The organism is Kosakonia sp. MH5, assembly GCF_009935945.1.
Taxonomy (GTDB): Bacteria; Pseudomonadota; Gammaproteobacteria; order Enterobacterales; family Enterobacteriaceae; genus Kosakonia; species Kosakonia radicincitans.
This window is the reverse complement of sequence record NZ_QODH01000007.1, coordinates 236,311-259,486: the sequence shown is the minus strand read 5'-3', so window position 1 is coordinate 259,486 and position 23,176 is coordinate 236,311. Positions and strand designations below refer to the sequence as shown.

The following is a 23,176-nucleotide window of genomic DNA, read 5'->3' as shown; positions in this document are numbered from 1 at the left end:
ATTATTCAGGCATCTGATCTCTATCGATATATTCTTTCTTGTCACGGTTTATGCGCAGTGCGCGTTTACGTTATGTGACAACTGTGGGCGAGTGTTTTTTCTTCCTGATTAAATCATGGCAGGTCGGTTTGGTGTTAATAACCTGCGAAAAGAAAAAATGAAAACAGAGAATTTAGCCGTTTCTTTAGGAGACGGTGCTGCGGCATTGACGCTTCTGGCGAAGTTGATGCCGTGGCTCGCTGCGCAACGCTCTATGGAAGATATATTGTCGGTCATCAACGCGTCCCTGGGCGCGCATCTTGCCTGGGTGGTGATCGAGCAGGACGACGCATGGCAGATAGCCTGCAGCGGAGAGATGGAGTGTACGATCCGCGATGCGCAGACCCTGCTGGAACAGTTGCAACTGCGCCGTAATCAGCGTGCCTGGCGCGTTATATGCTGGCGACGGCATGTTGGAAAATTATTATTTCCGACACAGTCATTCTCCACCAATAAATTGCAAAGCGGTATATTATGTAAGCTGAATTATAAAGATGCGAGTATCAAAGGTTATTTCTTTTTAGCGTTTGCCTATCCTTTGCCGTCACTGTCAATAATCAAGAACGTGGTTATTATTCTGGTGGAGAAACTTAAAGATTATATGGAGGAAATTCTTGTCAGAGAACGTGCCGCTAAAGAAATGCAGCGCGTCGTAACACAATATAAAGCACTGTTCGATCGTGCCCCGGTTTTAATGAATTCTTTCGATAAATCGAATCGTTGTATTTTATGGAATGGCGAGTGTGAACGTTTATTTGGCTGGAGCATTAATGAGCTTAATCAGCAGCCCGATCCATTAGCACTCTTTTTCCCCGATCCGGAGATGCGCCAGCAAATTCGCTCTTCGATTAATACTTCGCCCGCCGTCGATATGCATGAGTGGCATCCGATACGGCGCGATGGTCAGATGCTGACCGTGCTTTGGTCAAATATTTTGCTGCCGGATCGCTCGATCCTGAGTATTGGCCTGGATATCACCGAGCGTAAAAAAGTGGAGCGGCAACTGGAGAAAAAAGCGACGATTGACGATCTGACCGGCTGCTATAATCGTTTTTCTATGCTACGGAAGTTAAAGGAGGCGCTGGTACAGTGCAAACCTGAGGATTCTCGTAGCCATTTCAGTCTGTTAATGCTGGATCTGGACCACTTCAAAAATATCAACGATCGCTGGGGACATCTGACGGGCGACGCTGCGCTGGTGCATTTTTGTGACCAGATTCGTGAGCATAGCGATCCCTCTTATCTCTTTGGCCGTTTGGGGGGTGAGGAATTTCTGATTTTGATGCCGCGCATCGATCGTAAAAATGCGCTGCGTTTTAGCCAAAAAATTCGTGCGGCATTAGCCCGTTCACCGTTATTAAGCGGGAGTGAAAAGATCCCATTATCCTTTAGCGCTGGTTTAGTATTCGTGTGCGGTGAGCAGACAGATACTTCAGTTTTACTTACGCTTGCTGACAACGCGCTGTACGACGCAAAACGTAGCGGACGCAGTAAAACAGTGGTCGCCAGCGCTTTTTATAAATAAATACGCAAAGATGAAGGAATGTCATTCATTAGATGAAAAAATACCCGACAGGCCGCACCATTTTTTATCCTACGGTAAGTTTGGCTTAATCAGTGATACTGTGTTGTATTAAGTGAAAACACCCCATAACGAATGGATAAATATTTTCCTTAATATAAACATTGGGCACACTTTGAGTTTACCTTACGGTCGAATATTCTCGTCATAACCAAATATTAGGTTTTTAATGAGAAAAGTCAGTTGCTAATGTCGTGTGATTCATGCAACGTAATCACCTGTTTATCAAAGCATCCTGCCGTACATTAAAAAGGCACAATAAATGCGTGGATATAGGCGGACATGAATCATAGCGTGCGTCGCAAGATGCTCAGAGTCGTCGGGATCATCATAGGAGTCATCCTGCCGGTGATGCTGTCGCTATGGTTTGCACATATCCGAGCAGTAAATGAAACTGCCTTCCAGCTCCGCTCTTTTGCCCACCTGGCGTTAAATAAAACTGAAGTGGTTATCCAGCAAGTGGATAGCGTTCGCACCGCGGCGGAAAAATTTCACGGTCAGATATGCTCGCAGGAGCATCGCAAAGCGATGCTGGATATTGTGCGCAGCAGTTTGTATGTTGCCGATCTCATTTATGCGCATGGCGACCAATTTTTATGCTCCAGCGTTATTGCCCCCGCGCAATCGTATGCTATTGCGCCCGCAGAGTATAAACGCTCGCCTGACATTGCTATTTATTATTACCGCAATACCCCCTTTTATGCCGGTTATAAAATGGTCTATATGCAGCGCGGTAATTACGTTGCAGTGATCAACCCTCTTTCTTATAGCGATGTCGCCTCGGAAGATGACGCGCTGGCGTACGGCGTCTACGACACCGTAAGCGAATTATTTTTCTCCCTCAGTAAAAGTGCGCATCTGGAGACGCTGAAGAAGCTGATCCACAGCCAGGCATCAACCTTCCAGCAGGACGGGCGTTTTTACACCATCGCGCATTCGGATAAACGTCCAATTGCTATCATCGTGTCGACCTCTAATGCGCACTATTTTCAGGCGCTGTACCATCAGGTGATGCTGCTGCTACCGCTGGGGCTAATTTGCAGTGTGATCCTTTGTTTAGTGTGGTCACGAACACGACAAGAATTTAACTCGCCCCGCCGTATGCTCCACCGCGCGTTAACCAAACGCCAGCTCCGACTCCACTATCAACCGATTATCGATATTAAAAATGGCGCCTGCGTCGGCGCTGAGGCGTTGTTACGTTGGCCGGGTTTTAATGGTCAGGTGATGAGCCCGGCAGAATTTATTCCGCTGGCGGAAAAAGAGGGGATGATCGAACGCATAACGGATTATGTCGTCGATGAAGTGTTTAGCGATCTCGGCGACTTCCTGGCGGTGGTGCCGCATCTTTATATTTCGATTAACTTATCGGCTGCGGATTTTCACTCTTCACGCCTTATTTCGTTGATTTCCAATAAGATAAGAGAACACTCGGTACGCGCGGAGCAGATTAAGATCGAAGTGACGGAGCGCGGGTTTATTGATGTGCCAAAAACCACGCCGGTGATTCAGGCGTTTCGTCAGGCGGGCTATGAAGTGGCCATTGATGATTTTGGTACCGGCTATTCCAACCTGCACAACCTCTATTCGTTGAATGTCGATATCCTGAAAATCGACAAATCCTTTATCGACACGCTGACCACCAACAGCACCAGTCATTTGATTGCTGAACATATTATCGAGATGGCGCAGAGCCTGCGTCTGAAGATCATTGCCGAAGGCGTGGAGACGGCAGAGCAGGTGAGCTGGCTGCTGAAACGAGGCGTGCAGTTCTGCCAGGGCTGGCACTTTGCCAGAGCGTTGCCGCCTGAGGACTTTAAACTCTGGGTGCGGCATCCGCCCTCATTAAAATGATGGCGGGCCGCGTATCCCATCAGAAGAACAGTTTTGCCTCCAGCATTGCCGACGTTTCCCGGTCGCTTTTATTCCCGGCCTGCACACCTACGCTGCCGCGCAGTGAGAAATTCTGCGTAAACTGACCTTCTACTCCCGTTTTAATTTCGGCCGCATTGCGGCTGTCCGTCAGATCAACCCGCGTGCCATCAAGAGATGCGCCGAACTGCCGGGTGTTATGTAGCCAGTTCACTTCGGCGAAGGGCTGGAAGGTGCGGTGCAGACTATTATCCAGCGTGAGGTGGCCGTACAGTCGCACGCCAGCGCGTGCCTGCACGTTGGTGCTCCCCCTGTTTTCGACAGCGGTGCCGTTGGCCTCGGTAAGCGAATCCGCCTTGACGCCCATCCAGGTCAGTTGCGCCTTTGGCTGAAGATAGAGGCCGTTATTTCGGCTGCCCACCAGTTGCCAGCTATAGCCGGATTCAACCGCCGCCGTGAAGCCGCGGGATTTCCAGGTCTCGGTTTCCAGCGTATCGCCGGAAAGGGTGTTATCGAACCAGTTGTACTGCGCCCAGCTATCTATATATGCACCTTCGCGCGTGTCGTTATTCTGCAGCCACGTTGCATAAATACCTGCGCTGTAACCGCTGATCATGCTGCTTGCGTGGTTACCGTTATAGCGGTTTTGCGCGTGACTCTTCTCCCTCGCGTAGCCTGCCATAATGCCCAGTTGGTAACGTTCTTTATCCGTGTTCCACTGGGCAATGTTACCCCCCAACTGCGCAACATAGCGGTTGCTGCGGATATCCAATTGGTTGCCTGGCGTGAACTGGCCGCTATAACCGCCGGTATTACGTAACCACAGGCTGGAGGCCGTTTCCTCACCGTTCGTCTGACGGTCTTGCAGGTGCGTAGTAAACAGGCTGTTGGCCGCCGCCAGGTTGGCGCCATACAGACCCGCTTCCGGGCGTATCGCGCTATTTCCCTGTGCCGGAAGTGCGCTGGTCAGATACCAGTAGGTTGCCGTCTGGTCTTTAGTGTTTTGCAGGGTGTAATCGTATGCGCCAGCGACTATACGATCGCCCTGACGGAACTCGCCGTCAGCTTTCCCGACCACGGCAATCAACCCACTACCTTCTATCGCGCTGGCGCGCCTGCCGCCCAGGTGATTTACCTGCACGCGCGTACTTCCGCTGACATCGCCCGCGATAACCATCTGGCCCGTGGCGGCGGGATCGCTGCTCTGTGTGGCATTAAAGACGAGTGTACTGCCGTTGGTTCCTTCGTAATTGCCTTTAATAATCAGTGTGTTGATCTCTTTTTCTTTACCAGTAGATAATGTTCCGGCATTTTTCAGGCTGCCCTCAATAACTGCATCGCCATTTACAATAATATTGGCGTTATTGATGACGGCTTTGGTGGGGGCATTCATCAGTAGCGTGGCGTTATCAAGCACGATTGCGCCCCGATTTATATTAACCTGCTCAAAACCTCCGGAGGTTTGTTTATCTTTCAGCGTCCATATGGCGTCACCCTCTTTTTCCAGATAATTAATACCGGTGATCGCATTGTTATTGCTGGCATTAATATTGCCCGTATTTAAAAAGCGTGATAACGAAATAGAGGAGTCACCGTTACCGCTCAACACTAGTCTGTTATTTCTGACGGTGTTATTTTTACTGTCATAAGCGTCATCAATGTTGACCGCGCCGTCAATCCGCCAGCCTTTCTCAAGCGTCAGCGTAAATGATTGCTGACCATCCACACCGATAGCAAAATAACCGGCATCCGTTGCTGAAATAAGCCCGGAGTTCATGATGTCAACATCACTATTCTCCGTAGAAAAAAAGAGGGTTTTTCTGGCGCCGGAAATTTCACCGGTATTAATGACATTTATTTTATTTGCGCTGATGGGGTAAAAGTGCAGAACGCCATAATTATCTGAATGCATTGTGCCGTTGTTGATGATATTCAGATCGCCGCCCCGCGCAGAGTGCAGCAGGATGAGGTCATTGTCCGTGGTGAGCATCTTCCCTTTGTTGATTAAGCTGAAGGAAGTCGCTTCGCCTAACGAGGCGGAAAACAAAGAATTCATCACTAAAGTGCCGTTGTTTTCAATGTGCAGGGTAGCGTTTTTCTGCGGCGTGAACAGGAATAATCCCCCCTCGCTGTAAAACTCACCGTTATTCACTAACGAGAGTGAACCACTATAATCTGCACTGAAAAGAACATCAGTTAAATGAATTATTGAGTTGTTTTTTATTGAAATATCCGCATCTTCTTTTTCTGCCAGAATAACATCCGGGCCGATGTTGGTTATTTCATCGAGTGTAAAGTCAATGTGTTTATTATCATTAGCCGAATCAGGCGCGTTAATGCTTTTAATTCGGCTTTTTTCCGGTGGTGTGTAGGCCGTTATCGCTATTGTACTGGTGGCCCATAGTGCAGTAATAACGGCAATAAATACTTTATTGAAAGCATGATGGAGAAGCATATTCATTCCATTGAAAAAATGTATCGAACTTACAGACGTACAGCCCTGTGAATATTTAATGAGGTTCGTCGGCAGAGATAACTGACGTGCTTTATAATGGATTTTCTATTTTATAAGGGTGAAAGACAATCTGTGGTCAGTTAATTCGGAATTTTAATTCCGACCCTGCGCGAAAAGCGGCATTATTCCGCTGAAACAACAATCCGGAAAAATAGTCACTGCATTGAACGCGAATCAGAGAGGAGACAATTTTATCGCTGGTGAGGGAGGATACGGCGGTAAAACCTGGGCGGGCAGTGAAGATTTACCACACCTGCTCGCCCTGAAAGCTGCGTTGATGGTTGTCAGGCCTGGTGCCGGTAATCGCTGGGGGTGCGATCGAATTCACGGCGAAACACCCGCGAAAATGTCTGCTGTGAGACGTAACCTAAATCCATCGCAATATCAAAAATAGGGCGTTGCGTGGTGCGCAGCGCTTCGGCTGCCAGCAGTAATCGGCGCTGGCGAATATAGTCGCCCAGCGTTTGATGCATCACGGTACGGAACATTCTCTGTAGATACCACTTTGAATAACCTGACTTTCTGGCGACTACATCAATGTTCATTGGTTGGTCGATATGTTCATCAATCCATTCGATAAGTGCCTGAATAATTTGCTGATGGGACATAAAGCTTCCTCATTTCCCGATTCGTCGTTTTGTCTGGGAGCGAGTATAATTCCTCAAGTTAACTTGAGGTAAAGAGGTTTTATGGAAAAGAGAATGCCACGCATTAAAGCACTGCTCAGCCCCGGAGAAGTGGCGAAACGTAGCGGGGTGGCCGTCTCTGCGCTGCACTTTTATGAGAGCAAAGGGCTTATTAAAAGCCTGCGCAATAGCGGCAATCAGCGGCGGTATACCCGCGATGTGCTGCGCTATGTGGCGATCATCAAGATTGCCCAGCGCATTGGTATTCCGCTGGCGACCATCGGCGAAGCGTTCGGGGTTTTGCCGGAGGGGCACACCCTGAGCAAAAAAGAGTGGAAGCAGTTGTCGTCGCAATGGCGGGAAGAACTGGACCGGCGTATTCATACGCTGGTTGCTCTGCGTGATGAGCTGGATGGCTGCATCGGCTGCGGCTGTTTGTCGCGCAGTGAATGTCCGTTGCGTAACCCAGGCGATCAGTTGGGGCAGCAGGGCACCGGCGCGCGCTTGCTGGAAGATGATTGAAATGCATAAAAAACTAAAGCGCCCGTTGGGGCGCTTTAGTCGTTTTCCGGTCTTTGTCTTTCGCTCTATCCCGTTCTGTACAGGAGGGTTTCCCCCGACATCAGCACCCCTCAAGTATGTTGGAGGTTCCGGATTGTGCTGATACTTTTAGTGTAGTTTCCTTATGCAAAATTGCTACTTTTTTGCTCAATTTTTTTCAGGAAATTTCATCCGCCGTTCCGCTGATTTTCTATAGTTAATGCGTCAATCCGCACAGGAGTAAACCATGCTTACGGTGCATCACCTGAACCAATCGCGCTCGCAGCGCATTCTCTGGGCTTTGGAAGAGCTGGGCGTACCGTACCAGATCGTCCGTTATCAGCGTGAAAAAACCATGCTGGCGCCTGAATCGTTAAAAAAAATCCATCCGTTGGGCAAATCGCCGGTGGTGGAAGATAACGGGCTTATCATCGCTGAGTCCGGTGCGATTCTTGAATATTTGCAGGAAACCTACGATCCCGAACACCGGTTTGCGCTGCAAACGGGAAAAAGCAAACAGGATTATCGCTTCTGGCTGCATTACGCCGAAGGTTCGCTGATGCCACTACTATTGATGAAACTGATAATGACACGCCTTGGCAAACCGCCTGTGCCGTTTGGCGTGCGCAGCGTCGGTAAGCTGCTGGCGAGTGGTGTGGAGAAAACCTTTCTCAACCGACAACTGGAAACCCACGCACGTTTTATTGAAGCGGAACTGGCGCAGCATAGCTGGTTTACCGGCAATCAACTCAGCATGGCGGATATACAGATGAGTTTCCCCGTATTCGCGCTGCTGGCGCGTGGTGGCGTGGATGATTTACCCAATTTACGGGCGTGGAAAAAGCGGGTGGAAATGCGTCCGGCCTGGCAGCGGGCGATTGTCCAGGGCGGGCCGGTTGATTTCCCCGACGGCTAAGAATGTTCGTAATATGTTGCAAAGTTGCGCACCGACGATAACGTTTGCGCATCGTCCGCCTGGATCTTCGCCGCTATAAGCAAAATTTAGCAAAAAGCGGCAAAGTTCAGTTGAAAAGCGCCATATAAACGCTGGATAATCGTTTGCCTTTTTTTGACCACCCGTTGTATGCGCGGAGTTAAACGTTTGCTTTTTTGTGGCCCCTTACCACAACGCAGCACAGGGAGATGACGTTTAACCGGCAGTGGACTGTCCACCACGCAATACAATGCACAATAAAATTCTCAGGGGATGTTTTCTATGTCTACGCCTTCTGCGCGTACCAATGGTTCGCTTGACGCACTGTTTAAAATTTCTGCCCGCGGCAGTACCGTTCGTCAGGAAATCGTTGCCGGTTTAACCACGTTCCTCGCGATGGTCTATTCGGTGATCGTGGTGCCTGGCATGCTGGGTAAAGCAGGTTTCCCGCCTGCCGCAGTTTTCGTCGCCACCTGTCTGGTCGCCGGTGTTGGCTCCATTGTGATGGGGTTGTGGGCGAATCTGCCGCTGGCTATCGGCTGCGCTATCTCTCTGACCGCGTTCACCGCTTTCAGCCTGGTGCTGGGTCAGCACATCAGCGTGCCTGTCGCGCTTGGCGCGGTGTTCCTGATGGGCGTGCTGTTCACCATTATCTCCGCGACCGGCATCCGTAGCTGGATCCTGCGCAACCTGCCACATGGCGTTGCGCACGGCACCGGCATCGGTATCGGCCTGTTCCTGCTGCTGATTGCCGCAAACGGCGTTGGCCTGGTGATCAAAAACCCGCTGGACGGTCTGCCGGTTACGCTGGGCCACTTCGCCAGCTTCCCGGTGATCATGTCGCTGATCGGCCTGGCGGTGATTATCGGTCTGGAAAAATTGAAAGTGCCGGGCGGCATCCTGCTGACCATCATCGGCGTTTCCATCGTTGGCCTGATTTTCGATCCGAGCGTGCACTTCTCCGGTATTTTCGCCATGCCATCGCTGAGCGATGACAAAGGCAACTCGCTGATCGGCAGCCTGGATATCGTGGGCGCGCTGAACCCGGTGGTGTTGCCGAGCGTGCTGGCGCTGGTGATGACGGCGGTGTTTGACGCCACCGGTACTATCCGTGCGGTAGCGGGCCAGGCCAATCTGCTGGATAAAGACGGCCAGATCATCGATGGCGGCAAAGCGCTGACCACCGACTCACTGAGCAGCGTCTTCTCCGGTCTGGTCGGCGCGGCGCCGGCTGCGGTGTATATCGAATCGGCGGCAGGTACGGCGGCAGGCGGTAAAACCGGTCTGACAGCGATTACCGTCGGCATGCTGTTTCTGTTGATCCTGTTCCTCTCTCCGCTCTCTTATCTGGTTCCGGCGTATGCCACCGCGCCAGCGCTGATGTACGTAGGTTTGCTGATGCTGAGCAACGTGGCGAAAATTGATTTTGCTGACTTCGTGGATGCGATGTCCGGCCTGATCACCGCTGTGTTCATCGTGCTGACCTGTAACATCGTTACCGGCATCATGATCGGTTTCGCCTCGCTGGTGATTGGCCGTGTAGTTTCCGGTGAGTGGCGCAAGCTGAACATCGGGACTATCGTGATTGCGGTTGCACTGGTTGCTTTCTATGCAGGCGGCTGGGCAATCTGAACCATAAACGGTTACATAATGGGCGACTCCGGTCGCCCATTTTTTTTGCCCACAGCCCGGTTTCTTTGCGTTAAGCTGAATGCTCTGGCCTCAAGGTCTGAGACCGCTATAACAAAACATCGCAAACAGGGAACGCATGGAAATATTTTTTACCATTCTTATCATGACGCTCGTGGTATCGCTCTCGGGCGTCGTCACGCGTGTACTACCTTTTCAAATCCCGCTGCCGTTGATGCAAATTGCCATCGGCGCACTGCTGGCCTTTCCCACATTTGGCCTGCATGTCGAGTTCGATCCCGAACTGTTTCTGGTGCTGTTTATCCCGCCGCTGCTGTTCGCTGACGGCTGGAAAACACCGACGCGCGAGTTTCTCGAACATGGCCGCGAAATCTTCGGCCTTGCGCTGGCGCTGGTGGTGGTCACCGTGGTTGGGATCGGCTTCTTAATCTACTGGCTGGTGCCAGGCATTCCGCTGGTGCCCGCTTTCGCGCTGGCGGCGGTGCTGTCGCCAACCGATGCGGTGGCGCTCTCCGGCATTGTCGGTGAAGGGCGCATTCCGAAAAAAATCATGGGTATTTTGCAGGGCGAAGCGTTGATGAACGACGCTTCCGGCCTGGTGTCACTGAAATTCGCCGTCGCCGTGGCGATGGGCACGATGGTTTTTACCGTCGGCGGCGCTACGGTCGAGTTTATGAAAGTGGCGATTGGCGGCCTGCTGGCGGGCTTTGTGGTGAGCTGGCTGTACGGCCGTTCGCTGCGTTTTCTTAGCCGCTGGGGCGGTGATGAACCGGCCACGCAAATCGTGTTGCTGTTCCTGCTGCCGTTTGCTTCTTATCTGATTGCGGAACATATCGGCGTCTCCGGCATCCTGGCCGCCGTTGCGGCGGGGATGACAATTACCCGTTCCGGCGTTATGCGCACCGCACCACTGGCGATGCGTCTGCGCGCTAACAGCACCTGGGCGATGCTGGAATTTGTCTTTAACGGCATGGTGTTCCTGCTGTTAGGCCTGCAATTGCCGGGGATCCTGGAATCGTCGCTGGTGGCGGCGGAAGCCGATCCGAATGTCGAAACCTGGATGCTGTTCACCGATATCGTGCTGATTTATGCCGCGCTGATGCTGGTGCGTTTCGGCTGGCTGTGGACGATGAAGAGGTTCAGCCTGCGTTTCTTACATAAAAAGCCGATGGAATTTGCCTCCTGGAGCGATCGCGAGCTGCTGATCGCCACCTTCGCCGGGGTTCGCGGGGCCATCACGCTGGCCGGTGTACTCTCCATTCCGTTGCTGCTGCCTGGCGGCGATGTCTTCCCGGCGCGTTACGAACTGGTGTTCCTTTCCGCCGGGGTGATCCTCTTCTCGCTGTTCGTTGGCGTCATCGCGCTGCCGTCGCTGTTGCAACATATTGAAGTGCGCGACCACGCTCAGCAGCACAAAGAAGAGCGGATGGCACGGGCGGCGACTGCCGATGTGGCGATTGTCGCGATCCAGAAAATGGAAGAGCGCCTGGCGGCGGATGCCGAAGAGAATATCGATAACCAGTTGCTGACGGAGGTCAGCTCGCGGGTGATTGGTAATCTGCGACGCCGCGCGGATGGGCGCAATAACATCGAAAGCTCATTGCAGGAAGAGAATCTGGAGCGCCGTTTCCGTCTGGCGGCGCTGCGCTCTGAACGCGCCGAGCTTTACCACCTGCGCGCCACCCGGCAGATCAGCAACGAGACGCTGCAAAAACTGCTGCACGACCTCGATTTGCTGGAAGCGTTGCTGCTGGAAAATAAATAATTACCTTCCGGGGCGGGCTTTCCCGCCCCTTTTCCCGCGCCATAAAAATCTAAAATTCTGGTGACATCCGGGCATGCTCTGTGCAGGATGAGGTTTTTCATTTCAGGGAATTACCATGAGTGCAAAAACGGCATCGCTAGAAGGCCGGATCCGACAGCACTGGGATCAACTCTCCAGCCACGAGCAGCGGCTGGCAGATGTACTGCTTGCCGCTCCTGGACAACTGGCGATGAATACCGCCACCGAGCTGGCGCAAAGCGCAGGCGTTTCCAAAGCCACCACCACCCGTTTTTTCCGCCATCTTGGTTATGAGAGTTATGAAGCAGCACGCCGCCAGGCGCGCGAAATGCAAAGCAGCGGATCGCCGCTCTACCTGCAAGCCGCGCCGGGCGCATCGCCGATGGACAGCGTAATGCAGCAGCATCTGGAAAAAGAGATTGCTAACCTGGTGAACAGCTACCGCACGCTGGATAGCGCGCAGTTGCAGGAGGCGATTGCCGCCATTGCCCAGGCGCGTCGCGTGGTGGTGATGGGCTGGCGGCACAGCCAGACTATTGCGCAATTGATCTATCGCGACCTGGTGCATGTGCACTCCGATGTGCGATTGTTGCCGCGGTCTGGCGATTCGCTGGCTGAACATCTGGCGGCGCTCGGCCCACAGGATGTGGCTATCTGCGTTGGCCTGCGGCGGCGGATGCCTGCGCTGGATGCGGCCATGAGCGCGCTGGCGGAACGGCAAGTGCCGATGCTTTACCTGGCGGATGTGCTCTCCGGCAAACCGGCGCGCCATGCGCAATGGGTGGTTCGCTGCCACACCGATGGCAGTATGCTGTTTGACAGCACCGTCGCCCTCTCCGGCGTGTGCAATCTGCTGTGTTCGCTGGTGGCCCGCCAGATGGGCAAAAGCGGCAACGATCACCTTGCGCAGGTTGAAGCGCTGCATCAATCCCTTGACGAACTCGAATAACGCCCCATTCTGGCGCAGGTTGCGCCAGATTTTTCCCCAAAAGAGTGCCTGTCGCCTTACCCTGGCTGGTGTAGCGCCGTCTTTTAAGAAACAATAGAAATTAAAATAAAAATTAAAGAAACAAATGTTTCTTTATGATTTCATGAAGAAAAGATGTTTCTTGTGGTGACGGTTTAAGCAGTAGTGAAAAAACTGGCACAAAAAGTGCTCATCAGAAAAAGACATTTCACCAACACCAGGGAAACACCACAATGAAAAAAACAGCACTGCTGATCGCCGCTCTTCTTTCCGTGGGCACACTGGCGCAGGCACAGGCCGATACGCTGTCCGACATCAAGAGCAGCGGCAAAATGACGGTCGGCATCGACCCCACCTTTCCACCGTATGAATACACCGACGATAAAGGCGAGATCACCGGGTATAGCGTGGCGATCATGCAGTCGTTCGCCAAAGATCTCGGTGTAAAACTGGAGTTTCAGAAAACCGCATTCAGCGGCATTTTGCCGGGGCTGATTTCCGGGGCGTTCAATGCCGAAGGCTCCACGCTTAATGTGACGGCCGAACGTGCCAAAAAAGTGCTTTTTACCGTGCCTTACAGCAAAACGGTGAACGGCGTTCTGGTGCGTGAGGATGAAGCGAAAGCCCTGAGCGGCAAGCCGCTGAGCCCGGAAAGTCTCTCTGGCCTGCGCGGCGCGGTGAAAACTGCCAGCGTGCCGGAGCAACTGCTTAAAGGCTTTAATAGCGAGCTGAAAAAAGCCGGGAAAAAACCGATCACCATCATCAGCGTCGATTCCCTCGATCAGACTGTCAGCACGCTGATGACCAAACGCGCCGATTTCGTCTATGACGATATTTCAGTGCTGGCACCCGTGGCGAAAAAGTATGCCGGTAAAGTCGCGCAGGTGGGCGAAGTCGGGCCATCGCAATGGATGGCGTGGGCGACGCGCAAAGAGGACAGCAGCCTGAACAAAGCCATCAGCGACCACATTCTGGCGATGCAGAAAAGCGGTCAGTTGGCCCAACTGCAACAGCAGTATCTCGGCACCACCTTTACCGTTCCGGCCAGTGATTTCATTCCTCAGGAGTAATTATGTGCCAATCCCACCTGACGGTTCCGGCGGGCCACGGCAAAACCTTCCGTGTGCGTAAAGGGCAGTTTATTACCGTTATCGACAGTGAAGGGCAGCAGGCCGCCGATTTTGTGGCGGTCAATGCTGACAATCTGAACGAGAAGTTATCGCCGGTGCATACCCGTCAGCAGTTGCGCTCGCTCTTTTTTGCACCGGGCGATGCGCTGTGGTCGAGTGAAAACCGCCCGCTGCTGCGCATCGTTGCCGACACGATTGGCATTCACGACGCCAACGTACCGGCCTGCGATCGGACGCGGTTTAGCGTTGATTTCGGTGTCGAAGGGCACCGCAACTGCGTGGATAACCTGCTTGAAGGGATGAAAGCGCACGGCGTGACGTACTTTACGTTGCCGGAGCCGTTCAACCTGTTTCAGAACGGCCCGGTTACCGCCGACGGGCGTATGGAAGTGACCGATCCGCACAGTAAAGCCGGGGATTACATCACTTTCGAAGCCCTGTGCGATCTGATTTGCGCCGTCTCATCCTGCCCGCAGGACATCATTCCTGGCAACGGGTTACAGGTGACGCCGATTGATATCCGCATCAGCGACCACTTCCCCACAGAGGAGACGCACCATGTTGTTAATGCGTGAGGAATTCGTGGAAAACGCGGTGCGCCCGCTGGCGGCACCGGTGGATGTAGCCGCCGGAAGCGTCGGATCGATTCGCGTGCTGCGCGGCCAGTTATTGCGCATCACGGCAATGGGCGATGGCGCAGTGGCGTCGCTGTTTGGCTTTAGTGTGGAGGATCCGGCGGTCTGGCTCTCGGTGCACCACACGCGTGTATTCAGCAACAGCTACCTGCTCGGTTCTGGTATGCGTATGGTCACTAACCGCCGTCGCCCGATGATGGTGTTAGGTAAAGATCGCGTGAAACGCCACGACCTGCTGCTACCGGCATCGACCCGCGCGTTTCTGGCGGAAAAGGGCTATGACGGCGAAGGGTGTATCGAAGCCGTCAGCGCAGAACTGGCGCGACGGGGGATGAACGTGCCAAAACTGCCCGATCCCATCAACCTGTTTATGCATGTCCGCTTAACGCGCGACGGCCGCATTGTGCCGGAAACCAATCTCACGCAGGCAGGCGACAGTATTACCTGCCGGGTGGTGATGGATACGCAGTTTATTGTCTCCGCCAGCAATACCGGCATTGAGGGGAATGATAAACCCGCGCCGCTGCGGTTGTCGGTGGCGGAAAACCTGACCGGCTTTGGCCCGGAGTAATTAATGGGGCTGGATCAACAGGTACTGACCGCGTTGCCGGAGTTAGGGCGCGGGTTGCTGATGACGCTGCTGTTAACGGTGCTGGCGTCGCTGGTGAGCGTGGTGATGGGGCAACTCGGCTGCTTCCTGCAACTGCGCCGGGCCTGGATCTGGCGAACCTTCGGCCGCTTGTATGTCAGCCTGATGCGCGGGACGCCCGCGATTGTGCAACTGTTTGTGGTGTTTTTTACCCTGCCGAAACTGGGGCTTGGCGGGCAGCCGTTGCTGGCGGCGGTGCTGGCGATCGGTTTAAACAGCGGCGCGTATGTTGCTGAAATCCTGCGCGTTAACCGAAGCCTGGTCACGCCCGGGCAACTGGAAGCAGCGCGGACGCTGGGGCTGAGCCGCCTGCTCACCTGGTGGTATGTCATTAACCCGCAGGTGCTGCGCGCCAGTCTGCCGATGCTGGTGAATGAGTTCACCATTCTGCTGAAAACCACGCCGCTGGCCTCGGTGGTGGCGCTGACGGAGCTGACGTTTGCCGGGCAGATCGTCATCGCGCGTACCTATGAAGCCACGCAGGTACTGTTGCTGGTGGCGGCGGGATATCTGTTGATTGCGCTGCCGCTGACCACTCTTGCGCGGCGGCTGGAAGCGAAACGGAGGCCGGCATGATGGACTGGCAGGCCATTATTGATGCGCTTCCCTCGCTGGGTGAAGGGATGGCGGCAACATTGCAACTCTGCGCGATGGCGGCGATCTGTTCGTTGCTGTGGGGAGCGTTAATGGCGGCGGCGTTAATGCGAGCGTCACGCTTCTGGCAGTGGTTATTGCGGGTGTACAGCAACATCACGCTGGCGCTTCCGCTGCTGGTGGTGATTTATCTGCTCTATTTTGTGCTGCCGGAGTATGGCATCACGCTCTCATCGCCGGTTGTCGGCGTGCTGGCGTTAACGCTCTATTACGCGCCCTATATTGCGCAGGTGATCCGCGCGGCCATTGAGGCGTTGCCCAAAGGGCAGTGGGAAGCCTGCCGGGTTCTCGGACTCAGCCGCCGCGAGCAGTTGCGCGATGTGGTGCTGCCGCAAACCCTGCCGCAGATGCTGTCGCCGCTGGTTGGTCTGATGATCGGCCTGATTAAAGACTCGGCCCTGCTGTCGATTGTCTCGGTACAGGAGTTTATGTACGCCGCCAAACAGGCGATATCGGAAACCTATGCGCCGCTGGAGATCTACCTGACGGTCGCGCTCTGTTACTGGCTGCTGAACAGTCTGCTTGACTGGCTGGCGCGCCATTTTGAATCCCGTATGACGCGCTATCGTCGCGGCATGCAACATGAATAAACCAGGAGAGAATCATGTCTGCTGAATTGCAGCACCGTGAGGTGGTTACGGTTCCGGCACGTTATGGCAAAGCCGTGCGCTTAAATAAAGGGGAAGCGGTGCAGGTGATCAATCTGCACGGTACGCAGGTGGTGGATTGCTGGGCCTATAACGCCAGCGATGTCAGCGAATATATGTGTATGGAAGCGACAAGAGTATGGAATCAGCGCCTCAATCCGCGCGTGGGCGACAGCTTTATCACTGACCAGCGCCACCCGATTCTGACGCTGGTGGCGGACACTTCACCGGGCGTACACGACACATTTATGGCCGCCTGCGATGCCCGCCGTTATGAACTGTTAGGCTGCACTGAGCCGCATCGTAACTGCCATGACAATCTGCACGAAGGGATGGCGGAACTGGGCGTGATGCTGCCCCATGGCAATCTCGCATCCTTCAATATTTTCATGAATATCCAGGTGCAGCCGGATGGCATTACCCTGAAGACGCTGCCGGTCGTGACGAAGCCAGGGGATTACATCATTCTGCGCGCGGAGATGGATTGCTATGTGGCATTTTCGGCCTGCCCGCAGGATATCGTCAGCATTCAGGGGCAGGGAGATAACACCCCGCGCGATGTGGAAGTGCGTATTCTGACGGCAGGATTTCCGCAGGTGAATCTGCAAGGGCCGTGGGTGCCGGGCAACGCCGCCTGAGTTACGCTTTCCCCGTGGGCAATGATGGAGCGTCCGACTCAAGCCAGAACCCTTCACAACAGCTTAACCACGCCTGCGCACTGTGGGAAAGATAGACGCCTTCGCGCCAAATCATCCCCAGTTGCCAGCGTAAATCGCTCTGCAAAGGAAGCCAGCGCAGGGTTTGTTTATCCAGCCGCTGGCAGATCGGTTCCGGCAGAATGGCTATGCCGACGCCCGCCTGCACCATCGCTGCCAGAAAATCCCACTGCCCGCTCCGCACAGCGATGCGCGGCTTCACGCCGTGCTGATTAAAGAGCTGCATCAGCTGGCGGCTGAGGGCAAAATCTTCGTTGTAGATAAGCAAAGGGTGCTCGCCTAACTCTTCCGGCGCGACCGCTTCGTGTTTCAGCCAGTTGCCGGAGCGAGGTACCAGCACACACATTGGGTAGCTGAACAGCGGCATCGTCGCTAAGCCGCTGTCATCTTCAACCGGCAGCGCGGTCATCGCCAGATCCAGCTCGCTATTGCTTACCGCATGCTGCACCGTCAGACCGCCAAATTCGGCAATTTTCAGCTCGACGCCGGGATAACGCTGACGAAACAAGCTGATCGGCCCGGCCATCAGCATGCCCACCATTGGCGGAATGCCGAGGCGCAACAGGCCTTTGTTCAGATGATTGATATCGCCAAGCTCCGTTTCCAGTTGCCGGAATTCGGCGAGGATCGCCATGCCGCGTTCAAACACCACGCGGCCGGTATCGGTCAGCAGTAATTTGCGACCATCGCGAATCAACAACGTGCAGTTGAGTTCATCCTCAAGATTTTTCAGCATCTTGCTGATGGTCGGTTGGGTGACGAACAGGCGCTCCGCCGCGCGGGTGAAACTTTGCTGGCGTACCACCTCGACAAAATAGCGCAGCGTTCTGATGTCCATAATGATTCCCTGGAACTCTGTATGCGATGAGTTTAATTCATTTCGGCAATGGAAGTGCGCTCTCTGTAACGGCGTCTCACTGAATTTATTGGAAAACGAGTATAAGGGCGCTTACCGGTTCTGATGGTACTGTATGTCGGGTTAGTTATACCCCTCCGTTTTCATGACATAACGCGGCCAGATATCAGGATCGTGGCCTGGGATAATCTCTGCATTGTGCATTTCTGTTAACGCCCTGAGTTTGGCGACCGAACGTGCCGCTTCACTGGCGGAAGTCATCAAACCGGGCAGGGCTTTATCGTAAAAATGGTCGAGTGTGTAAGCGGCGTCTATCGCAAGAGTAAATGCCCTTCCGCTGGGAAGTGAGACGATGAAGGACTGATGCCCTGGCGTATGACCGGGTGTGAAAAAGGACTGTAAAACACCATCGCCGTACAGGTCAAAACCGTCCGTTGCCAGACCTTTCAGGAAGTGCCATTTCAACCCTTCACGATCAAAATCTTTCCGACAATACGCGCCGGCCGCAAACCAGTCCGGCGAAAAGGCATAGTCATACTCTTGACGTTGCACAATATGCGTAGCCGCAGGAAAGCGACCAATCGCCCCTGTATGATCAGAGTGGAGGTGGGAGAGTAAAACATAACGCACGGATTCCGGTGATATGCCCAGATTCGTCAGTTGACTGGCGCAACCCTGATCGGCATCCATGATGGGTTTATAGTGTTCAACGGCATTTCCCCAGTAGCCATGAGGATTGTTCAACCCTTCGACAGCAAGGCCACCGTCAATAACGGTATTGCCCTGCGGATGTGTCAGTAAAAACCAGGGGACGGGAATGACGTAGCTGTCACCCTTGCCCTGATTCATCCTGATGTCATGATATTGGCAACGCTGGTACCCCGACTGCAGCATATAGAGTTTTATTTCTGACATTGATCTCTACCTGTGGAATTCAATGAATTTATGCCTCTGTCACTTCATGAACAGCGACAGGAAATGTATTGTCCGCGACGTCACGAACATCAGGTAGAGATGGCCAGCCACTATCATTTATCGGTTTTACCAATATAATCTCTGCATGGATCTCCTTGCGGCAATGCGCATTTTCATTCGGGTGGTCGAGCGGGGAAATATGTCTGCCGCCGCCCGCGATCTCGGCATCGGACAACCGGCGGTTAGTGAACGGATAGAGCGTCTGGAAGCTCATCTTGGTACGCGCCTGTTGCGACGTCACACGCGTCGAATGTCCCTCACCAGTTCCGGCACTCTGTTTTATGAACGCAGTAAAAATGCTGTCGCTGCGGCAGAACATGCACTGGCAATCGTCAATCCCACAAATTCGCTTAACGGAACGCTGCGTATCGCCGCGCCCTATGGGGCCGGAGAAGCGTTGCTGATGCCAGCCCTGATAAAACTTCAGGCTGAACATCCCGATCTGCAAATAGAGCTGATACTTAATGATCTTGTGACGGATCCGGTTACGGAAGGCGTTGATATTTCATTGCGTCTGGGGGAGATGGGGGAAGGGTATTATATTGCCCGTCAGTTAGGCCGCGTGGGGCGTTTACTGGTCGCCTCGCCCGCTTATCTCCATCGCCATGGCACGCCGGGTTCGCCCGCTGAACTTGTCCGGCATGCCTTTGCACGCGTAGCGGGCTTGTTTATGAACAATCATGTTGCCCTGATAGCACCTGACAAATCATTACTCAGTGTGCCCGTGAAGATAACATTCAGTGCCAGCCACTGGCGGCCATTGCATACTCTTCTTCTGGCAGGGAGTGCCATCGGCGTATTGCAATCTCCCGTTTGCAGGCAAGATATTGCGCAGGGGAATCTTGTGCCTGTTTTACCCGACTACGTCGTTCCGCCGTTCAATGCCTGTTTGCTTTATCCGCCAGCAAACGTCATTTCGGCTGAAACCCGAATATGTGCAGCTTTCCTTGAAAACGAACTTCGCGCCAGCCTCGCAGATTTAGCCGCTCATGAACAAAAATAAGCGCCTGTGGCTAAAAAGAAACCATTTCATATTCTACGGTCGCCCCGTGCAGGCATACATAAAATCACCATCACGGCTAATTGTTTAGCGGTGAGCTCCTGCGATTGTTTGTTTTGCGCTCTGCTGCATTAACCATGTTCTCACTTTCACTATGGCAGGTCGCATGAGCGCTTCAGGGGGATAAATGAGCCAATATGCCTGTCCGGTATTCAGTGTGTTCATGAAGGGTGAAACCACTTCACCTGATAAAATGTTTTCCTGAACGAACCCCCGTCGCATCAGCGCCATGCCTCTTCCGGCCAGCATGGCAAGCCAGGCCCCGCTGCCATCGGTGTAAAGCGGCCCCTTACGGGGATCCACATGGCTGACGCCCGCTTCAGCGAGCCAGCGGCCCCAGTCCTCACGGTGCATATCATGCAGAAGCGTTACACGACTGAGCGCTGAAAGCGCAGGTGGTTCGCCCAACAGCCTCGCCACAGTCGGTGTGCATACCACGATATAGTCGTCATCAATCAGTTTTTCACTGACGGCGTCCTCACAGCGGCCATCGCCATGTCGGACTGCCATATCAATACCCTCTGTAATGAAGGACTGAATGCGGGAAGTGGCACTGATACGCAGATCAATTTCCGGGCAGTCGCGCTCAAAATCAGGAAGCCGCGGAAGCAACCAGTGCGTGGCAAAGCCTGTCGTGCACGCCAGTGTTATGGTATTTCCCTGCATCTCTTGCACGAGAGATTTGGTGGCTTCGCGCATCAGGCTAAACGCCGAATTTATCGAAGAATAGTAGGACTCACCGGCGGCTGTGAGCACCAGTCCGCGTCCTTTGCGCAGAAAGAGCGCAAGTCCGAGTTGCCGTTCGAGTTCCCTGATGTGCAGGCTGATAGCCCCAGGCGTGACGTGCAATTCCTGGCCGGCACGGGTCATGCTGAGATGCCTGGCAACGGATTCAAACGCCCTCAGGGCGTTAAGGGAAGGGAGATGGTCACGCATCATTGAGTTTTCCTGAAAACCGACCTGAAATTAAATCGTTTTTCCTGCCGCGACGTCAACGTTATTAATATGCGCCACGGGAGTCGTGACTCAGGGTATGTACCTACATTTCCTGTTGCAGAAACCGGACATGCAGAGCTCAGAACCTGACGTCCTGCGCCACTACAAATATTAGTGGTCTTATAGTTTAACTCGCCTGTTGACCCAAAGTTAACTTGAGCTTTTATGATGCCAGCCACGAGCTAATAAGGAGTTATTCTGGGTATGAAAGATATTGATGTGGGATTCACACATGTTGCATTTATGGTCAGGGATTTGGACAAAAGTATTGCTTTCTATCGCCGCTATGCCGGTATGGAAGTTATACATATGCGCGAACCCGGCGTCCCGGATGCCCGCAAGGTTGCGTGGTTAAGCGATCATACGCGCCCATTTGCGCTGGTGCTGGTACAGGCGGATAACATCACTGATACACCGCTGGGTAATTTTGGTCACCTTGGCGTTGCCTGCGCAACTCGCGAAGAAATTGATCGTAAAACCGCTATGGCAATCGCTGACGGTGTATTAAGGAAAGCACCGGAATATCTGGGTGATCCGGTCGGCTATTATGTTTTTTTTGCAGACCCTGACGGGAATACCTTAGAACTTTCATTCGGGCAACGTGTCGGGCTTGAAGCAATACGGGCTTCCCGTTAGCCCGGCGTTTAATTACGGATATGCGTGCGGGGTACATTTTCAATGTATCGACATCATTGTTTAACGTTGCCGAATAAGTTCCAGCCAATAAATAACAGTCGATAAGGGAGAAAATATGGCACTGGCGTTGCCGCTACAAACTCAACAATTATTATTACGCAAGTTGAAACCAACCGATCTACCGCAGCTTGCACGCTACCGCGGCAAGCCTGACGTCGCCCGTTTCCAGAGCTGGGAGCATTATACTTTGCAGGATGCTGAGAAATTATACGCGCAGCAGCATTCGCTGGCGTTCAACAGCGATGAAACCTGGTATCAGCTTGCTGTTGAACGGCGGGAAGATGGGGCACTAATAGGGGACATCGGTATCCATTTTTTTGATGAGGGAAGACAGGCTGAACTGGGCATGACCTTTGATGTGGAATATCAGAAGCAGGGATATGCCAGCGAGGCAATCAGTGCCCTCATCGCGGTGCTTTTTGATGATTTTACAAAGCACCGGCTTACTGCTGTTGTTGACACCCGTAATACACGTGCCGTGAATTTACTGGAAAAACTTGGTTTCCGCCGCGAAGCACATTATCGGCAGAATATTTTTTTTAAAGGAGAGTGGGGGGATGAGTATCTTTATGCGCTGCTGAATAGCGACTATTGCAGGGATTGTTCTTTTGAAAAGAAATAAAGTTCATTTTAAGTAACGTCCAGACTTCACCGGAAAACAATGAAAAATAATATAGCTGTGATTGCCTCATTAATTTCTATTCTCTGCGCCCAAAATGCATTCTCCAAAGACTTATGTACACTGATCGTTGCGGCCGAATCAGGAAAAGTCATTTTGCAGGAGGGTCAGGAATGCAATAAACAAGTGACCCCCGCTTCAACGTTTAAAATAGCGATAAGCCTGATGGGGTTTGATGCCGGAGTATTAAAAAACGAAAGTGAACCTGCCTGGGACTACAAAGCAGGATACCCGGACTGGGGCGGTGACAACTGGAAGAAAAAAATCGATCCAACCGCGTGGTTAAAATATTCTGTTTTCTGGTATTCACAACAGGTTGTGGGAAAGCTCGGGCAACAGACCTTTGAACGCTATGTGAGGGCTTTTGATTACGGCAATAAAGATGTTTCTGCCGTTGATGTCAGCGCACCGGGTCAAAAGGGCGTATGGGTGATGTCATCATTACAGGTATCGCCTGTTCAGCAAATCGCCTTTTTAAGGAAAGTGGTCAACCGTCAGTTGCCATTGAAGAGTATTGCGTACGAAATGACGGATAACATCACCCGGTATGATGTCAGCCCTGAGGGCTGGATTATTCACGGCAAGACGGGTACAGGTTCGCCGGGACAGGACAATAAATACGATCCAAATAATGCCTATGGCTGGTATGTCGGCTGGGCAACAAAAGGAACCCAAAAAATCGTTTTCGCTAAACTGATTCAGGATGAACAGGCGCTTTCGCCCAATGCTGGCATACGGGCTCGCGATCAACTTATTCACCAAATCTCTGCGGTCATGAAGCCGTAATTGGTAAGGCAGGAGGTAACAGCCACGCGTTCAGTAGCATCCAGGTTGCACGAATACACTGGATGATTCCCTTGGCGAGGTTGATCATGTCAGTAATGCCTCTGTCGGTTATTAGAATACCAGGGTGCTTCCGCTGTTCGCTTATAGCAACTCTGTACTGGCCCACTTCGTGCCGGGAATAGACATTTC

The 23,176-nt window shown here is 53.0% G+C and carries 22 protein-coding genes; 17 read left to right on the top strand and 5 right to left on the bottom strand.

Going from position 1 to position 23,176, the window contains the following annotated elements; all coding sequences use genetic code 11:
* Positions 1-157: 157 nt before the first annotated feature.
* Both DK872_RS19045 and DK872_RS19040 read left to right on the top strand, forming a co-directional pair.
* Positions 158-1,564, top strand: a complete 1,407-nt coding sequence (locus tag DK872_RS19045; RefSeq protein WP_079518348.1) for a sensor domain-containing diguanylate cyclase — start codon at positions 158-160, stop codon at positions 1,562-1,564.
* 339 nt (positions 1,565-1,903) lie between these two features.
* Positions 1,904-3,475 carry an EAL domain-containing protein gene (locus DK872_RS19040; protein ID WP_007372467.1) on the top strand — a complete coding sequence of 524 codons (1,572 nt, stop codon included), beginning with the start codon at positions 1,904-1,906 and terminating at the stop codon, positions 3,473-3,475.
* A gap of 19 nt (positions 3,476-3,494) precedes the next feature.
* Here the strand turns inward: DK872_RS19040 and DK872_RS19035 are convergent, their stop codons facing one another.
* Together DK872_RS19035 and soxS are read right to left on the bottom strand one after the other, a co-directional pair.
* Positions 3,495-5,549: an autotransporter outer membrane beta-barrel domain-containing protein gene (locus DK872_RS19035; RefSeq protein WP_161518706.1), complete on the bottom strand. Its 2,055-nt coding sequence runs from the start codon at positions 5,547-5,549 to the stop codon at positions 3,495-3,497.
* A gap of 743 nt (positions 5,550-6,292) precedes the next feature.
* Positions 6,293-6,616, bottom strand: a complete 324-nt coding sequence (gene soxS, locus DK872_RS19030; RefSeq protein WP_007372469.1) for a superoxide response transcriptional regulator SoxS — start codon at positions 6,614-6,616, stop codon at positions 6,293-6,295.
* 81 nt (positions 6,617-6,697) lie between these two features.
* On the opposite strand from soxS, the gene soxR reads away from it, so the two are divergent.
* The 11 genes from soxR to DK872_RS18975 all read left to right on the top strand — a co-directional run bounded on the left by soxR (position 6,698) and on the right by DK872_RS18975 (position 16,861).
* Complete coding sequence (gene soxR, locus DK872_RS19025; RefSeq protein ID WP_035886898.1) at positions 6,698-7,156, top strand: redox-sensitive transcriptional activator SoxR; 459 nt, start codon at positions 6,698-6,700, stop codon at positions 7,154-7,156.
* 265 nt (positions 7,157-7,421) lie between these two features.
* Positions 7,422-8,090 carry a glutathione S-transferase family protein gene (locus DK872_RS19020; protein WP_161518705.1) on the top strand — a complete coding sequence of 223 codons (669 nt, stop codon included), beginning with the start codon at positions 7,422-7,424 and terminating at the stop codon, positions 8,088-8,090.
* 300 nt (positions 8,091-8,390) lie between these two features.
* Positions 8,391-9,740, top strand: a complete 1,350-nt coding sequence (gene ghxP, locus DK872_RS19015) for a guanine/hypoxanthine transporter GhxP (protein ID WP_161518704.1) — start codon at positions 8,391-8,393, stop codon at positions 9,738-9,740.
* A 136-nt stretch (positions 9,741-9,876) separates the two neighbouring features.
* Complete coding sequence (locus tag DK872_RS19010) at positions 9,877-11,523, top strand: Na+/H+ antiporter (RefSeq protein WP_007372474.1); 1,647 nt, start codon at positions 9,877-9,879, stop codon at positions 11,521-11,523.
* A 115-nt stretch (positions 11,524-11,638) separates the two neighbouring features.
* Entirely contained in the window at positions 11,639-12,490 is an 852-nt protein-coding gene (locus DK872_RS19005) for a MurR/RpiR family transcriptional regulator (RefSeq protein WP_161518703.1), read from the top strand.
* Between the two features lie 251 nt (positions 12,491-12,741).
* Positions 12,742-13,578, top strand: coding sequence for a transporter substrate-binding domain-containing protein (locus DK872_RS19000; protein ID WP_007372476.1), 837 nt, complete (start codon positions 12,742-12,744; stop codon positions 13,576-13,578).
* 2 nt (positions 13,579-13,580) lie between these two features.
* The gene (locus DK872_RS18995) at positions 13,581-14,213 is read left to right on the top strand and encodes a DUF1989 domain-containing protein (protein ID WP_007372477.1); all 633 of its coding nucleotides are present in this window, start codon (positions 13,581-13,583) and stop codon (positions 14,211-14,213) included.
* Entirely contained in the window at positions 14,197-14,844 is a 648-nt protein-coding gene (locus DK872_RS18990; RefSeq protein WP_161518702.1) for an urea carboxylase-associated family protein, read from the top strand. The genes DK872_RS18995 and DK872_RS18990 overlap by 17 nt, the downstream gene beginning before the upstream one ends.
* Before the next feature lie 3 nt (positions 14,845-14,847).
* Positions 14,848-15,498, top strand: coding sequence for an amino acid ABC transporter permease (locus DK872_RS18985; RefSeq protein ID WP_071920042.1), 651 nt, complete (start codon positions 14,848-14,850; stop codon positions 15,496-15,498).
* A complete protein-coding gene (locus DK872_RS18980) occupies positions 15,498-16,166 on the top strand; it encodes an amino acid ABC transporter permease (RefSeq protein ID WP_079518347.1) in 669 nt (222 codons plus the stop codon). The genes DK872_RS18985 and DK872_RS18980 overlap by 1 nt, the downstream gene beginning before the upstream one ends.
* A gap of 14 nt (positions 16,167-16,180) precedes the next feature.
* On the top strand, positions 16,181-16,861 hold the full coding sequence (locus DK872_RS18975) for a DUF1989 domain-containing protein (protein WP_007372481.1): 681 nt from the start codon (positions 16,181-16,183) through the stop codon (positions 16,859-16,861).
* A 1-nt stretch (position 16,862) separates the two neighbouring features.
* Here the strand turns inward: DK872_RS18975 and DK872_RS18970 are convergent, their stop codons facing one another.
* Positions 16,863-17,777 (bottom strand): LysR family transcriptional regulator, encoded by a 915-nt coding sequence (locus DK872_RS18970; protein WP_007372482.1) that lies wholly within the window; start codon positions 17,775-17,777, stop codon positions 16,863-16,865.
* A gap of 141 nt (positions 17,778-17,918) precedes the next feature.
* Entirely contained in the window at positions 17,919-18,710 is a 792-nt protein-coding gene (gene attM, locus DK872_RS18965; protein WP_071920043.1) for an N-acyl homoserine lactonase AttM, read from the bottom strand.
* Between the two features lie 163 nt (positions 18,711-18,873).
* On the opposite strand from attM, the gene DK872_RS18960 reads away from it, so the two are divergent.
* Positions 18,874-19,773 (top strand): LysR family transcriptional regulator, encoded by a 900-nt coding sequence (locus DK872_RS18960; protein WP_071920044.1) that lies wholly within the window; start codon positions 18,874-18,876, stop codon positions 19,771-19,773.
* An 84-nt stretch (positions 19,774-19,857) separates the two neighbouring features.
* On the opposite strand, the gene DK872_RS18955 is transcribed toward DK872_RS18960, so the two are convergent.
* Entirely contained in the window at positions 19,858-20,769 is a 912-nt protein-coding gene (locus DK872_RS18955) for a LysR substrate-binding domain-containing protein (RefSeq protein ID WP_007372485.1), read from the bottom strand.
* A 261-nt stretch (positions 20,770-21,030) separates the two neighbouring features.
* On the opposite strand from DK872_RS18955, the gene DK872_RS18950 reads away from it, so the two are divergent.
* From DK872_RS18950 to blaOXA, 3 genes are all read left to right on the top strand, one after another.
* Positions 21,031-21,462: a VOC family protein gene (locus DK872_RS18950; protein WP_035886903.1), complete on the top strand. Its 432-nt coding sequence runs from the start codon at positions 21,031-21,033 to the stop codon at positions 21,460-21,462.
* 121 nt (positions 21,463-21,583) lie between these two features.
* Positions 21,584-22,144, top strand: coding sequence for a GNAT family N-acetyltransferase (locus tag DK872_RS18945; protein WP_237656222.1), 561 nt, complete (start codon positions 21,584-21,586; stop codon positions 22,142-22,144).
* A 39-nt stretch (positions 22,145-22,183) separates the two neighbouring features.
* Entirely contained in the window at positions 22,184-22,987 is an 804-nt protein-coding gene (gene blaOXA / locus DK872_RS18940; RefSeq protein ID WP_007372488.1) for a class D beta-lactamase, read from the top strand.
* Positions 22,988-23,176 lie beyond the last annotated feature (189 nt).

What these genes read in the sequence shown, in the direction of transcription:
- DK872_RS19045 (WP_079518348.1), top strand. Translation starts at nt 158, where the DNA reads ATGAAAACAGAGAATTTAGCCGTTTCTTTAGGAGACGGTGCTGCGGCA.
- DK872_RS19010 (WP_007372474.1), top strand. Translation starts at nt 9,877, where the DNA reads ATGGAAATATTTTTTACCATTCTTATCATGACGCTCGTGGTATCGCTC.
- soxS (WP_007372469.1), bottom strand. Translation starts at nt 6,616, where the DNA reads ATGTCCCATCAGCAAATTATTCAGGCACTTATCGAATGGATTGATGAA.
- DK872_RS19040 (WP_007372467.1), top strand. Translation starts at nt 1,904, where the DNA reads ATGAATCATAGCGTGCGTCGCAAGATGCTCAGAGTCGTCGGGATCATC.
- blaOXA (WP_007372488.1), top strand. Translation starts at nt 22,184, where the DNA reads ATGAAAAATAATATAGCTGTGATTGCCTCATTAATTTCTATTCTCTGC.
- DK872_RS18980 (WP_079518347.1), top strand. Translation starts at nt 15,498, where the DNA reads ATGGACTGGCAGGCCATTATTGATGCGCTTCCCTCGCTGGGTGAAGGG.
- DK872_RS19000 (WP_007372476.1), top strand. Translation starts at nt 12,742, where the DNA reads ATGAAAAAAACAGCACTGCTGATCGCCGCTCTTCTTTCCGTGGGCACA.
- DK872_RS19020 (WP_161518705.1), top strand. Translation starts at nt 7,422, where the DNA reads ATGCTTACGGTGCATCACCTGAACCAATCGCGCTCGCAGCGCATTCTC.
- attM (WP_071920043.1), bottom strand. Translation starts at nt 18,710, where the DNA reads ATGTCAGAAATAAAACTCTATATGCTGCAGTCGGGGTACCAGCGTTGC.
- DK872_RS18985 (WP_071920042.1), top strand. Translation starts at nt 14,848, where the DNA reads ATGGGGCTGGATCAACAGGTACTGACCGCGTTGCCGGAGTTAGGGCGC.
- DK872_RS18990 (WP_161518702.1), top strand. Translation starts at nt 14,197, where the DNA reads ATGTTGTTAATGCGTGAGGAATTCGTGGAAAACGCGGTGCGCCCGCTG.
- DK872_RS18995 (WP_007372477.1), top strand. Translation starts at nt 13,581, where the DNA reads ATGTGCCAATCCCACCTGACGGTTCCGGCGGGCCACGGCAAAACCTTC.
- DK872_RS18960 (WP_071920044.1), top strand. Translation starts at nt 18,874, where the DNA reads ATGCGCATTTTCATTCGGGTGGTCGAGCGGGGAAATATGTCTGCCGCC.
- DK872_RS18975 (WP_007372481.1), top strand. Translation starts at nt 16,181, where the DNA reads ATGTCTGCTGAATTGCAGCACCGTGAGGTGGTTACGGTTCCGGCACGT.
- DK872_RS18970 (WP_007372482.1), bottom strand. Translation starts at nt 17,777, where the DNA reads ATGGACATCAGAACGCTGCGCTATTTTGTCGAGGTGGTACGCCAGCAA.
- DK872_RS18955 (WP_007372485.1), bottom strand. Translation starts at nt 20,769, where the DNA reads ATGATGCGTGACCATCTCCCTTCCCTTAACGCCCTGAGGGCGTTTGAA.
- DK872_RS18950 (WP_035886903.1), top strand. Translation starts at nt 21,031, where the DNA reads ATGAAAGATATTGATGTGGGATTCACACATGTTGCATTTATGGTCAGG.
- ghxP (WP_161518704.1), top strand. Translation starts at nt 8,391, where the DNA reads ATGTCTACGCCTTCTGCGCGTACCAATGGTTCGCTTGACGCACTGTTT.
- DK872_RS19035 (WP_161518706.1), bottom strand. Translation starts at nt 5,549, where the DNA reads ATGAATTCTTTGTTTTCCGCCTCGTTAGGCGAAGCGACTTCCTTCAGC.
- soxR (WP_035886898.1), top strand. Translation starts at nt 6,698, where the DNA reads ATGGAAAAGAGAATGCCACGCATTAAAGCACTGCTCAGCCCCGGAGAA.
- DK872_RS19005 (WP_161518703.1), top strand. Translation starts at nt 11,639, where the DNA reads ATGAGTGCAAAAACGGCATCGCTAGAAGGCCGGATCCGACAGCACTGG.